The organism is Acinetobacter sp. V116_7, assembly GCF_056735735.1.
Genome location: NZ_JBWZIF010000019.1, coordinates 36,435 through 49,150 on the forward strand (window position 1 = coordinate 36,435; position 12,716 = coordinate 49,150).

Sequence of the window (12,716 nt, forward strand, 5' to 3'; positions counted from 1 at the left end):
AGTGTTTTAAATTTAAAATAATGCGGTAAGTTTGAATTTAAATTATTGCGCGATTTTTGAATTTAAAAATATAGATTGTTTGGGTGATTGGATTTTTCGTGTCATCAAGAATAATGAAATATAGAATGGAATCAATAAATAGTGCTGTTTTTGCTTGATTGTGGATAAGTTTATCCACAGAAACGCCTGCGTTATAGTTTAAATTTAAAGTAAGGCTTTTGAATTTAAACTATGCGCTATTGTTTTGAATTCAAAACTGGTGATGCACATCGGGGAAGTTTTAAATTTAAAATAAAGTGGGAAATTTGAATTTAAAACACTGAAAATGAATTTAAAGAAGAGATTATGAATTCAAATTTACGTTTTCTCTCTGAAATTTTAGACTCATAATGGTATGGTACTTAAAAATTTAAATTCAAAAATTGAAACTGGGATAATATGCGACGTTTTTCTTGTATTGTTGGCTCTGTATTTTTAGCAATGACTCAGGCTCAAGCAGAGCTCGTAATTAATGGTTCTACAATATCTAGCAATGCTACTGTTCCAGTAGTAACTAGCGAAGATTATATGCCTAATAATAATTTCCAAAGTTGTTTGGCAAATTTACGTTCTCAAGCAGTTGCTGCGGGAGTCTCGGGAACAACTTATGACCGTTATACTCAAAACTTAACTCCAGATTATTCAGTTATTGATAAATTAAACTATCAACCAGAATTTTCGACACCAATTTGGGATTATCTTTCTGGCTTAGTCGACGAAGAGCGTGTTGAGCTTGGAAAACAAAAACTGGCGCAATATCGCGATGTTTTAAATCGAGCTTCTCAAACCTACGGCGTGCCACCAGAAACAATTGTGGCAGTGTGGGGTGTAGAAAGTAATTTTGGTGATATTTCTGGAAAATATCCTTTATTACAAGCGCTCGGAACTTTAAGTTGTGAAGGTCGCCGACAAAGTTATTTCCGTACTGAATTTTTTGCCACCATGCGTATTTTGCAGCGTGGTGACTTAACCGAAGATCAACTGAAAGGTTCATGGGCTGGGGCATTTGGACATACGCAATTTATGCCATCGACCTATGAACGTTTAGCTGTTGATTTTGATGGAGATGGTCGTCGCGATTTGGTATCAAGTACTGCAGATGCATTAGCATCAACGGCTAATTTCTTGAATAAAGCTGGATGGCAAACAGGAATGCCATGGGGTTTTGAAGTAAAAGTTCCTCAAGGCATGTCAATTGATGGAGAAGGGCGACGCTCAAAGAAAGCATTAAGTAGCTGGAGTGCACGAGGTGTAACTCGAATTGACGGCTCTCCACTTGTTCAAGGGGCTTTATCTGGCAGTACTTCAGCAGGTTTAATGGCACCAGCAGGTGTAAATGGTCCAGTATTTTTAGTATTTAAGAACTTTGATGCTATCTATAGTTATAACGCAGCGGAAAGTTATGGTCTGGCAATTGCCCATCTATCTGATCGTTTAAAAGGCGCTCGTCCTTTTGCAACATCTTGGCCAACTGATGATCCAGGAACTTCACGCGCGGAACGTCGTGAAATTCAACAGTTTTTGATTAATCGCGGCTACGATATTGGTGCAGTTGATGGTCTTATTGGGGATAAAACCCGTGTAGCTATTCGTCAGGAGCAAACTCGTTTAGGTTTAAATCCAACAGGACGGGCAGGGCAACAAATCTTACGCGCATTTCGCCAAGAACAAGCCCAAAAAATGATGCAATAAACTGAAATAATAAAAAGGTCTGCACATGCAGACCTTTTTTATAAGTACTTGTATTAGATTGCTAATCTAATTTTACCGCTTCCAAAATATCAAAAATAACTGAAGTGACATCTTGGCTTAAATCTCGATCATTAAAGATTTCATACGCAGTGATCGTAACATCTGTATCACTTGGTAATTGTTTTTGTTCTTCTTCAATTAAATGTTCAATCGGTAACAGAGTCTGTTTCACTTCAAGATGTAGAATATCTTTATATTCGATATTTTCATCTTCAAGCTCGATTTCATGCTCATTGAAAAAGGGAATTAGAATAGAATGGAGGTATGGTTTAATTTCAATAATATCAAACAGTTCAATATCACGTGTTTGTTCAATTGTGCTGATATGATCATTTACTTCAATCAGGATATGATAGTAACTCATCTTGATCTCCATTCTATTTTAGTTAGCTCTTATGACCACAATAACATGACTTTGATATGAATTTCGATGTATCTACCTAGAAATAGATACATCATTTTATATGAAGTCCTTAATTATTGAGGTAAAGCACTTAATAGATCACGATCAGCATCTGTAAGACCAGTGACTTTTCTATCACCATCTTTACGTACTGAGTACATTAATGCATTTGGTTGATCGCTATGTTTTAAACCAAGCGCATGTCCTAACTCATGAGCAATTGTTAAACGTAAATCATCAATAGACTTAAACTCATAAATCACAATTTGCTTGCCATTATAGATACCTTTTTTAAAGACATCAGCTTGGGCATTTTGCTTAAATTGGGTCAATGAATTGTTGAACTCATTGTTAATCTGATTAAAGTGAGTAACTTTGACATTTAAATCTTTAGCTTGCTCATTATATGCAGCAATTTCTTTCTTTAAAGCAACAGTTTGTTTTTGCAAATCTTTCTGAGTTTTAGCCAAAGATTTAGCACTGTATTCAGGTGCTAATTTGCCTTGGTTAAGCTGCATCATTTGCTCGTCAAGATTTTTCAATTTGCCATTCAAAATCTGCTTCTTATTTTCAAGGTCAGATTGAGTTTGGCCAAGAGTTTGTTTCAATTGCTTAATTTGTTGCTGTTCATCAATTACACGTTGCTGTTCTTGCTGAAACTGAGCAGCAATTTTTTGACGCTGTTCAGAACGACTCTGGCTATTATCGTAAACTAAACGAATTTCTAACTTTGCATTTGGATCATAAGTAAAATAATCCTGTCCAGTACCTTGCTTCCAAATGTCCGCAGCTTGTTGGCTAATTTGAATTAATTGGTCTTGGCTTAAACCAAAACGTGGATCAATATCAGCAATTTTGTAAGTCAAATGTTGACCTGCTTTTTGCTGAATTTGAGTGTGAGCTGGAGTAGCAAGATTAGCATTAGCCTGAAAATTAGAAAAAGCAAAGGCTACGCCTAATAACAAAGATGTTAAACGCATAATTGAAGGGGGGAGATTTTAAAAAAAACGTATTATAAGAATATAAAGTGAAAAATCAATCAAAAAACGTACGATTCAAATAAATAAATGAGACTTTAGTCTCGTTATTTTTTTACCAAATGCCAAATTATTTTTTAGAAAAAATTCATTTAGTTTGGTTTTATTTAGTTTTTTTAATTATTTAACTTTAATGATTTTCCTTAATTGAACTATAAATTGAGCCTAATAACTCTAAATCTGAATCTGTTAATTTGAAATTATGGATATCTTGCTCTTTTAATCGTGGATACATTAATGATTTAGGATCAGTAGTATGTTTTAGTCCTAATGCATGGCCAAACTCATGAGCAAGGGTTAAACGTAAATCATTTAAAGAAGCGTAACCGTAAATTTGAATTTGGTTTTGGCTGAATAAGCCTTTATGGAAGGGTTGAATACTGGCTTTTTGTTCAAGTTTGAATCGTGTTTTTAGAGAGCTTAAATCATTTTGCTCTTGATTGAGCTCCCTAATTTTTAGATTAAGTAGTTGAATTTTATAATTTAAACTATTTGATTCGTTTTGTAGATTTCCAGATTTTTGTTGGAGTTGATTTTGCTGCTCTTTTAGCTCATCAGCACGATAGTATTGATGTTCTCCTTGGTTAAAGCGTATTACGTCTTGTTGATATTGCTCAAACTCAGCTTTCAGATTGATCTTTCTTTTGTTTAAATCAGACGATAGCTGATTAATCTCTTGTTTATTTAAAATAATTTCTTCATTTTTAAGGCGCCATACTTCCTGCTTTTGCAAAAGTGCATTCAAATTTTCCTGTTGCTCGCTTTTCATGAGTTGATGATCATCATAAATTAAGTTAATTGCCAACTGAGCTTCTGAATCATAGATAAAATAGGTTTTTCCAGTCTCTTTGTGCCAGATTTCAGCAGCTTGTTGGCTAACCTCAATAAATTTTTCACGAGTTAATTGAAATCGTGGATCAATAAAAGCAATTCGATACTTTAAAGGTTGATTAGAGGAACCCATTGCTAGATTATTTTGAGCAAAGCTTGTCGTTTGAAAGCCTATGCATAAATATAAGCTCAATCCCCACCATAGAAATGTTTTCATGGCAAAATAAAAAATATAAATAAAATCTTATTGTTAGCTACTTAATTTAATTCGTCAAAATGATAAAAAGTACAGGAGAGTGGGCGAGCTTTGTGATCTTGGTAGAAAAATTTAAAAAGATGTTTTTAGACTTGGCAATAATGGAATAATTAATGTAATAAGTAACAATGGATTTTAGTTTAGAAAATCTTTTTTATAATGAATACATTAGTTTTTATAGTTGACCTTTTTGACATTAAATAATTTAAAAATATATGAAAAAACACATTGTTATTTTTTGTAAATAATAAAAAACCGCGCCTAAGCGCGGTTTTTTTATTAAAGAAACAAATTATTTTTTGTCATCTTTAACTTCAGTGAACTCAGCATCTACAACGCCATCATCAGCTTTTTGTTGACCAGCATCGCCACCTTGGAATGCATTTGGATCAAAGCCTTCTGCGCCACCAGCTTGTTGCGCTTGTTCATAAGCACGTTGAGTGATAGGCATCAAGATGTTTTGTAAAGCTTCAGTTTTAGCTTTGATATCTTCAACATCATTTTCTTTTGTTGCTGCTTCAAGTTCAGAAACGGCAGTGCTTACAGCTGTTTTTTCATCTTCAGTAACTTTGTCACCAAGATCTTTAACTGCTTTGTTCGAGCTTGAAATTAATGCATCAGCTTCGTTACGAGCTTTTGCAAGTTCTTCAAACTTACGATCTTCTTCAGCATTCGCTTCTGCATCTTTAATCATTGCTTCGATTTCAGCATCAGACAAACCTGAGTTTGCTTTAATCTGGATCGATTGCTCTTTACCAGTGCTCTTATCTTTAGCAGATACTTTCAAGATACCATCAGCATTGATGTCGAAAGATACTTCAATTTGTGGCACACCGCGTGGAGCAGGCGGAATGTCACCTAATTGGAAGTTACCCAACAATTTGTTTTGTTGAGCCATCTTACGTTCACCTTGGTAAACAGAAATATCTACAGCAGGCTGGTTGTCAGCAGCAGTAGAGAACACTTGTGATTTCTTCGCAGGAATCGTCGTGTTTTTCTCAATGATTGGTGTTAATACACCACCCATTGTTTCAATACCTAAAGTTAATGGTGTTACGTCTAATAAAAGAACGTCAGTTTTGTCACCAGACAATACTGCACCTTGAATCGCAGCACCGATTGCAACTGCTTCGTCAGGGTTCACGTCTTTACGTGGCTCTTTACCAAAGAATTCTTGTACTTTTTGTTGTACAAGTGGCATACGAGACTGACCACCAACCAAGATTACGTCAGAGATGTCAGAAGTCGAAAGACCAGCATCTTTAAGCGCGATACGGCAAGGCTCAATTGTACGAGCAACTAAATCAGCAACTAAACCTTCAAGTTTTGCACGTGTTACATTGATCACTAAGTGTTTAGGACCAGTTGCATCGGCAGTGATATATGGAAGGTTAATTTCAGTTGCATTTGATGAAGAAAGCTCAATTTTTGCTTTTTCAGCAGCTTCTTTCAAACGTTGTAACGCAAGTGGATCATTTTTCAAGTTCACACTTTGTTCTTTCTTAAATTCTTCAACCAAGAATTCAATCAATGCGTTATCAAAGTCTTCACCACCAAGGAAAGTATCACCGTTTGTTGATAACACTTCGATTTGTTGGTCACCATCAAGGTCTGCGATTTCAATGATTGATACGTCAAAAGTACCACCACCTAAGTCGTAAACTGCAACTTTACGATCGCCTTCTTTTTTGTCCATACCGAACGCAAGTGCAGCAGCAGTTGGTTCGTTAATGATACGTTTAACGTCTAAGCCAGCGATTTTACCAGCATCTTTAGTTGCTTGACGTTGAGCATCGTTAAAGTAAGCAGGAACGGTAATAACTGCTTCTGTAACTGTTTCACCTAAATAGTCTTCTGCAGTTTTTTTCATCTTTTTCAAGATTTCAGCAGAGATCTGTTGAGGTGCTAATTTTTTGTCGTTTACTTCAACCCAAGCATCACCATTGTCAGCTTTGATGATTTTGTAAGGTACAAGACCGATATCTTTTTGTACCGCTTGGTCTTCATAACGACGACCAATTAAACGCTTAATAGCGAATAATGTATTTTTCGGGTTAGTTACTGCCTGACGCTTAGCACTTTGACCTACTAAGATCTCGCCATCTTTATAAGCGATGATCGATGGAGTTGTACGTGCGCCTTCAGCGTTTTCGATTACTTTTACTTTATCGCCTTCAAGTACAGCAACGCATGAGTTGGTAGTACCTAAGTCAATACCAATAATTTTTGCCATGTGACGTTTTCCTCAAAAATTCTTTTGCAATGTTTTTGCTTGTTATCCGATATGAGAGTGAATCTATTTTTTTCAAGCGTTTTAGCTAAAAAAAATCTAAAAACTCTCAAAAATTTACTTATTGACCAACCATAACCATAGCAGGGCGCAATAAGCGGCCATTTAACGTATAGCCTTTTTGTAAAACAGTACCGATTTCATTTGCTTTAGCGTTAGGATCAATACCTACTGCTTGATGTAAATCTGCATTGAAACCATTTTTAGTATCAGCTTCTACAACGCCAAATTTCTCAAGCGCAGTTAACAGTGACTTTAAGGTTAATTTGATACCTTCAAGTACTGGGGTTTCTTCATCACCCGCTGCTTGAATTGCACGCTCTAGATTGTCTACAGAATCAAGTAGTTCTTTTGCAAATTTTTCAAGCACAGTTTCTTTATGCTTATCAGACTCACGTTGAATACGCTCTACACTTTTTTGTGCTTCGTAAACAGCATTTGCTGTACGTGCCTTTTCAAGTTTCAGGCTTTCTTCTAATTTGGTGATTTGCGCTTGTAAAGATTCAACGGTAACGTCGTTTGCTTGCTCTACACCTTCAGCCTGAGTTTGCTCATTAGATTGCTCTGCTTGCTCGTGTTGAATGTCTTGAGCTTGCTCGTTTTGCTCATTAGCCATTGATGATCTCCGTTTAAATGGGTTTTTAAACATGTACAGTCCTTTTGGCATCAGCATTTACTGGGTAAAACCTGAACTGCCATGCATATGCTGTAATTCATTAATAGGGATGAAGTATGGGCATTGCCTAAAAATTCAAGCGTACACGGCAATTTAAAACTTTTAATTTTGCGGTTTTAAGTAAAAATCTAAATTTTCGATCATAAAAGCAATAAATTCCTGCGTTATTTTGGGTAAATGTTGCCTCGATGCATATACCACTGACAAACTTAATTCCGGAGCTGAAAAGTTTTTAAATAAAGGAACTAGTCTTTTTTCTTTTAAATCTTTTTTAACTAATAGTGAGGGCAACATTGCCACACCTTGAGCATGTACACACATGTCATAAACAGCATTTACATCATTACTTTTAAAGGTCACGTTTAAAGGATAATTCTGGGGTTGTTGCTCTTCATCAAAAAGTGTCCAAAATTGATGTTGGCTATGGTGAGCTAAACATTCATGTTGAATAAGTTGCCTTGGATGGGAGAGGGGGCTGTGCTGTTTTAAATAATCAGGATGTGCACAGAAAACGGACTCGATTTGGCAAACAGGTCGTGCAATTAAACCATCTGCAACTTTTTGGGTTATACGTAAAGCTAGATCGACCTGAGCATCAATTAAGTCCATCGTATTTTCAGTCAGATATACATCAAATTGAATATGTGGATGTTGCTGTTTAAATTGGCGAATACATTCTCCAACCCCTAATTGAAATAAAAACAAACCGCAGGTAAAGCGAATCGTACCGTTATGTTGCTCGGGTGCGGCTAACTCTTGCAGAAGTTGCTGTTGTTGTAAAATATTTTCGCAGTAGAGGAGGGCTTTTTCACCTGCTGGCGTGAGAGATATTTTTCGTGTATTTCTTTGAAATAGTCGAGTCGAGAATGTGTGTTCAAGATGCTCAAGATAACGAGAAACCATTGCCCGGGAATAATTCAGGTGTTCTGCGGCTTTGGTTAAATTGCCATGCTGAGCAATAGAAACAAAGACTTGTATGGCTTTTAATGTGTCCATATGCATTATCATTGTTACAATATATGCAACAGTTTATCTTAATTTAGTGCATTTACCTTACAGAAATTGCAATTTAAAGTATTTCTCATGAAATTGGAGAATACATAATGAAATTTTTTAAATTAACTGCTTCAGCCCTAGCAACTGCCACAGCTTTGACAATGGCTTCCTCAGCTTTTGCACAAGATCTAAAAATCCAAAGTTTTCTGGCTAAACCCGAACATTTTGGCGTGACGTCTACTTTAATTGAAGGCGATAAAGAAGTTCTATTGGTTAATGCGCAATTCTCAAAATCTGAAGCATTACGTATTGCTGCCGACATTATCGATAGCGGTAAAACGCTAAAAACAATTTTCGTAAGCTATGGCGATCCAGATTATTACTTTGGCTTAGACGTATTTAAACAATACTTCCCAAATGTACAAATCATCGCAACACCGGAAACTGTTAAACATATTCAAGATACTCAAGCGCTCAAAGTGAAGTATTGGGGTCCACAAATGGGTGCAAATGCGCCTAGCCAAATTATTGTGCCTCAAGCTTATACTGCTAAAACTTTAAAGCTAGAGAATGAGTCAATCGAGATTAAAGGTAAGAAAGAACTCACTTATTTATGGATTCCTTCTTCTAAGGCAGTAGTAGGTGGTATTCCTGTATCTTCAGGCATTCATTTATGGATGGCAGATACACCAAAAGTTAAAGACCGTAATGAAGTAATTCAAACGCTAGAAAACATTAAAGCACTTCAACCTCAGACGGTTGTTCCTGCCCATATGGTTGAGGGAGCTCCACAAGGTTTGGATGCGGTTAACTTTTCGATTGACTATCTCAAGAGCTATGAGAAAGCCGTTAAAGTAAGTAAAAATGCGAGTGAGCTAAGTCAGCTCATGCAAAAACAATATCTAACATTAAAAAGTGTGGATAGCCTAGAGCTGGGTGCAAAAGTTGTAAAAGGCGAGATGCAGTGGCCGTAATTTAAATCGAAATATCGTAAATTTTTAGAGAAGCCGTGGTTTAAACCCGGCTTTTTTTAATGGGAAGAGGAATTTTTAAGCAAAAAACCTCTGTAACATTCTACGCACCTTATATAGCGTTTCTATAAAGAGAATTTTTTTGAGTAGAGCAAAAGGCTAAGATAAAAATTAAAAATTGATAAAATTAAACAAAAGCTTAAGTTGCTAGTTTTATATAAAAGATAGAGCTAAGAGTAAGGAAGCGAATTTAATAAAAAATTGCACAATTTGTACTTCTATTACTACAAAAGACAACCAATGATACGCACGCCAGAAAAAAAAATTGTGAATTATAGGCAGCGCGAAGATGATCTTTGCATTTAAGTGTTTGTCGTAATGAAAGGAAAGCGATTATGAAAAAATTAGGTCTTATCTCTGTAGTACTTGCTGGTGTTGCTTTTACAGCTGTTGGTTGTGCATCTGAAGCTGGTTTAAACGCATCAGGTTCTGCTCAAACAAGTGCTAGCCCATCTGGCGTACAAGCTGGTGTAGGTGTTGATGCGGGCGTTTCTGGCCAAGCACAACCAGGTCAAGTTGATGCTGGCGCTTCTGGTTCTGTTTCTGGTTCTGCAACAGCTCAGTAATTCTTAGTGATAAGAATAGTTAAAAGATTATAGAGTCATATATTTAAGATGCCGATTTATGTATGAAGTGAGCTGCTACTCATTACTCTATAATTAAGAGAGTTTAGAATTCTCAAAAAAGCCCCAAAAGACGTAGCTTATTGGGGCTTTTTATATAGTAATGAATTTAGTCATCATGACGAGAATCTCGACGATTATGATCACGATCTTCTACCCGTTTTTTATCCCACTCGTGGCGTCTTTTATCGTCATCCCAGCGTTTCTTATCCTCGTCATGGCGTCTTTTATCCCATTCATGACGATTTCGATCCTGTTCGCGAGCAACTCTTCGTTGTTGTTCATATATTCTTTGACGTTCTTCCCAACGTTTCCGTTCCCAATCGTTATATCGACGTCCATCATTGCGATCATAGCGATTACTATCATGATCATGGTAACCATAACCACCACGATAAGAAGGGTCGTCCGTATAAGCCACACAGCCTACAGTTAAAAGACTGGTTGCTAATAAAGTAACAACTAGTTTTGTTGACATAATCGTACCTCTTTTTGTCTGTTAACAATAATTGGCAAAAAAGTCCTGTTTTAAGTGACAGATTTGTTAATGACATTTGCTTGAAATCAGATTAGCGTAATTTGGGTTTTACCTTTGTATCTTGATTACATGAGTTGTATGCGAATATAGTCAAATAACAACAGAATTCTGTAGAAAATATGAAGGATAAGAGGGATTCATGGAGATAGGCATGACAGCATTTAATCAAAAAATTCAAACATTGCTAGATAAGGGCCAAGGGCCTGCTGCTCGAGCTCTTGATAAGTTACCTCGATTAGCTCAAGAATCACTTGCTAAAATTCTTGGATATTCTTACCAATATCCAGATCTCGACTCATTTACTAAATGTATGATGGCTGTACAAATTAAACAGGGTCGTATCGGTTTCATTGGTTCAGACCCAATTGAATCTAGAAGGCAGTTCGATACGCAAATGCTGGCTATACGCCACAAGTCAACAGAAATAGACTTAGTAGAAGATATTCGTTTACCTCTCCAAAGTGGAACCGTTTTTGCGAGACACTATCATCCAGCACCTAATAAAAAACTACCTCTTATTGTTTTCTATCATGGAGGAGGATTTGTTGTTGGTGGTTTAGATACTCATGATGAGGTTTGTCGTATATTGGCAAAATATGCAAAAGTACAAGTCCTCAGTATCGATTACCCTCTAGCGCCTGAGGTTTCTCCTCAGCATTTAATCCAATCTTGTGAAGATGCTTTAGCTTGGGTATATCAAAATCGTAGACAGTTAAAAATATTAAAAGGTCGAATTGCGGTAGCGGGGGATAGTGCTGGTGGAAACATTAGTACAGTCGTGGCTCAAAGATCAGTAAATAAACCTTATGCTCCTCAGGCCCAACTTCTTATTTATCCTGCCGTCGATTTCAAGAGTCGACATCCTTCCTTCTATGCATATAACGAAGGATTGGTTTTGACGGATAATGATATCAATAATGTCACTCAATATTATGCAACCGAGCATAACGTAGAACTAGATGATCCAATTATTTCTCCAACCTACGGCAATTTGAAGAAGAATCCTCCGGCTTTTGTGATTACTGCTGGGCATGATGTATTGCATGATGAAGGAAAAATCTATAGCTATAAGCTACGCCAAAATGGTGTCAAAATGCATTATGAAGAATATTCAGATCAAACTCATGGTTTTATAAATTTGACGCCTATTTCCAAAAAAGCCAAACGGTACACCATTGAGTTCAGTAAAAACTTTAGAAAATTTTGGGATAAAAATAGCTAAATAAAAGTTTGGTCCATGTTTCACGTGGAACATGGACACATCCAAAATATTAGGCCTTAAATAAAAGATAATAAATACTCACTAGAATTCTTTTATATAGACGATTAAATTTAACCTCTATTAAGTTTTGCATTTTACTGTAGGAAGATATGAAAAAATTATTAATGCTATGTTGCTTAGGACTAAGCAGTCATTCAGTTTGGGCTGACACTTTAGTTGAAATGCAAACAAATTTAGGCAACATAGAAATACAACTTTATGACGAGAAAGCCCCAATCAGCGTAAAGAATTTTAAAACCTATATAAAGTCGAACTTTTATAAAGATACGATCTTCCATCGCGTAATTCCTGGTTTCATGGTGCAGGGCGGTGGACTTACTGCAAATATGCAGGAAAAGACAACCCGAGCACCAATCAAAAACGAAGCTGGAAATGGAATTGCTAACACCCGCGGAACTTTAGCAATGGCTCGTACTGCAAATCCAGACTCTGCTACTAGTCAATTCTTTATTAATGTCGCAGATAACAGTTTTCTAAATCGCTCGGCTGGTAACCCAGGTTATGCAGTTTTCGGAAAAGTAATTAAAGGAATGGATGTGGTTGACCGTATTGTAAAGGTACCTACAACCAATGATGGCATGCATCAGAACGTTCCTAAACAACCTATTAAGATACTAGAAGTGAAAATCAAAAAAGAATGAAAATAAATGATTTAATATTTATTGTTAATTATTAATAAGTTAGCTAATAATTTTGGCTTTTTAGATTTTTGGTTGGGTAAAAAAGAGTCGGTCAAACACATATATTTAGAAAAGTGCTTGCGTACCAGTTTTTTTTCCCTATAATGCACTCATCCCGACGCGATACACGAGAATATCTTAGCTTACAGGGTTAAGATGAAACTTAGTATTGCGTTGAATTCTGTCTCTGACGAAGAGCAGAAAAATCATTAAGAGAATTGAAGAACAACTTGTGTGGATTTTTACTGATTGATTGATCGAAATATTATCATTGATTGATTG

Annotated in this window: 11 protein-coding genes and 1 pseudogene; 5 read left to right on the forward strand and 7 right to left on the reverse strand. The window is 36.2% G+C overall.

Annotated features, from left to right (window positions below; genetic code table 11):
• The first annotated feature begins 438 nt into the window (after positions 1-438).
• Positions 439-1,731 carry a lytic murein transglycosylase gene (locus AC1PJP_RS08420; protein WP_479766809.1) on the forward strand — a complete coding sequence of 431 codons (1,293 nt, stop codon included), beginning with the start codon at positions 439-441 and terminating at the stop codon, positions 1,729-1,731.
• A 61-nt stretch (positions 1,732-1,792) separates the two neighbouring features.
• Here AC1PJP_RS08420 and AC1PJP_RS08425 read toward each other — a convergent pair whose 3' ends face one another.
• From AC1PJP_RS08425 to AC1PJP_RS08450, 6 genes and pseudogenes are all read right to left on the reverse strand, one after another.
• Positions 1,793-2,167: a hypothetical protein gene (locus tag AC1PJP_RS08425; RefSeq protein ID WP_003656007.1), complete on the reverse strand. Its 375-nt coding sequence runs from the start codon at positions 2,165-2,167 to the stop codon at positions 1,793-1,795.
• 101 nt (positions 2,168-2,268) lie between these two features.
• Positions 2,269-3,249 (reverse strand): annotated as a pseudogene (locus tag AC1PJP_RS08430) (M57 family metalloprotease).
• A 112-nt stretch (positions 3,250-3,361) separates the two neighbouring features.
• Positions 3,362-4,279 carry a matrixin family metalloprotease gene (locus tag AC1PJP_RS08435; RefSeq protein ID WP_479766810.1) on the reverse strand — a complete coding sequence of 306 codons (918 nt, stop codon included), beginning with the start codon at positions 4,277-4,279 and terminating at the stop codon, positions 3,362-3,364.
• 331 nt (positions 4,280-4,610) lie between these two features.
• Positions 4,611-6,551 (reverse strand): molecular chaperone DnaK, encoded by a 1,941-nt coding sequence (gene dnaK, locus AC1PJP_RS08440; RefSeq protein ID WP_004795542.1) that lies wholly within the window; start codon positions 6,549-6,551, stop codon positions 4,611-4,613.
• A 118-nt stretch (positions 6,552-6,669) separates the two neighbouring features.
• On the reverse strand, positions 6,670-7,224 hold the full coding sequence (grpE, locus tag AC1PJP_RS08445) for a nucleotide exchange factor GrpE (RefSeq protein WP_004795539.1): 555 nt from the start codon (positions 7,222-7,224) through the stop codon (positions 6,670-6,672).
• 162 nt (positions 7,225-7,386) lie between these two features.
• Positions 7,387-8,280 (reverse strand): LysR family transcriptional regulator, encoded by an 894-nt coding sequence (locus AC1PJP_RS08450; RefSeq protein WP_250629496.1) that lies wholly within the window; start codon positions 8,278-8,280, stop codon positions 7,387-7,389.
• A gap of 107 nt (positions 8,281-8,387) precedes the next feature.
• On the opposite strand from AC1PJP_RS08450, the gene AC1PJP_RS08455 reads away from it, so the two are divergent.
• Positions 8,388-9,254 carry an MBL fold metallo-hydrolase gene (locus AC1PJP_RS08455; RefSeq protein ID WP_479766811.1) on the forward strand — a complete coding sequence of 289 codons (867 nt, stop codon included), beginning with the start codon at positions 8,388-8,390 and terminating at the stop codon, positions 9,252-9,254.
• 392 nt (positions 9,255-9,646) lie between these two features.
• Entirely contained in the window at positions 9,647-9,877 is a 231-nt protein-coding gene (locus AC1PJP_RS08460; protein WP_000733015.1) for a hypothetical protein, read from the forward strand.
• A gap of 166 nt (positions 9,878-10,043) precedes the next feature.
• Here AC1PJP_RS08460 and AC1PJP_RS08465 read toward each other — a convergent pair whose 3' ends face one another.
• Positions 10,044-10,412 (reverse strand): hypothetical protein, encoded by a 369-nt coding sequence (locus AC1PJP_RS08465; RefSeq protein ID WP_322905010.1) that lies wholly within the window; start codon positions 10,410-10,412, stop codon positions 10,044-10,046.
• Between the two features lie 211 nt (positions 10,413-10,623).
• On the opposite strand from AC1PJP_RS08465, the gene AC1PJP_RS08470 reads away from it, so the two are divergent.
• Entirely contained in the window at positions 10,624-11,694 is a 1,071-nt protein-coding gene (locus AC1PJP_RS08470) for an alpha/beta hydrolase (protein WP_192835192.1), read from the forward strand.
• 149 nt (positions 11,695-11,843) lie between these two features.
• Positions 11,844-12,395, forward strand: a complete 552-nt coding sequence (locus tag AC1PJP_RS08475; protein WP_216070975.1) for a peptidylprolyl isomerase — start codon at positions 11,844-11,846, stop codon at positions 12,393-12,395.
• Positions 12,396-12,716: the final 321 nt, after the last annotated feature.

Bases quoted from the DNA above. Each gene is read 5' to 3' on its own strand.
- AC1PJP_RS08465 (WP_322905010.1), bottom strand. From the start codon at position 10,412: ATGTCAACAAAACTAGTTGTTACTTTATTAGCAACCAGTCTTTTAACT.
- AC1PJP_RS08420 (WP_479766809.1), top strand. From the start codon at position 439: ATGCGACGTTTTTCTTGTATTGTTGGCTCTGTATTTTTAGCAATGACT.
- AC1PJP_RS08455 (WP_479766811.1), top strand. From the start codon at position 8,388: ATGAAATTTTTTAAATTAACTGCTTCAGCCCTAGCAACTGCCACAGCT.
- dnaK (WP_004795542.1), bottom strand. From the start codon at position 6,551: ATGGCAAAAATTATTGGTATTGACTTAGGTACTACCAACTCATGCGTT.
- AC1PJP_RS08475 (WP_216070975.1), top strand. From the start codon at position 11,844: ATGAAAAAATTATTAATGCTATGTTGCTTAGGACTAAGCAGTCATTCA.
- AC1PJP_RS08450 (WP_250629496.1), bottom strand. From the start codon at position 8,280: ATGGACACATTAAAAGCCATACAAGTCTTTGTTTCTATTGCTCAGCAT.
- AC1PJP_RS08470 (WP_192835192.1), top strand. From the start codon at position 10,624: ATGACAGCATTTAATCAAAAAATTCAAACATTGCTAGATAAGGGCCAA.
- AC1PJP_RS08435 (WP_479766810.1), bottom strand. From the start codon at position 4,279: ATGAAAACATTTCTATGGTGGGGATTGAGCTTATATTTATGCATAGGC.
- grpE (WP_004795539.1), bottom strand. From the start codon at position 7,224: ATGGCTAATGAGCAAAACGAGCAAGCTCAAGACATTCAACACGAGCAA.
- AC1PJP_RS08460 (WP_000733015.1), top strand. From the start codon at position 9,647: ATGAAAAAATTAGGTCTTATCTCTGTAGTACTTGCTGGTGTTGCTTTT.
- AC1PJP_RS08425 (WP_003656007.1), bottom strand. From the start codon at position 2,167: ATGGAGATCAAGATGAGTTACTATCATATCCTGATTGAAGTAAATGAT.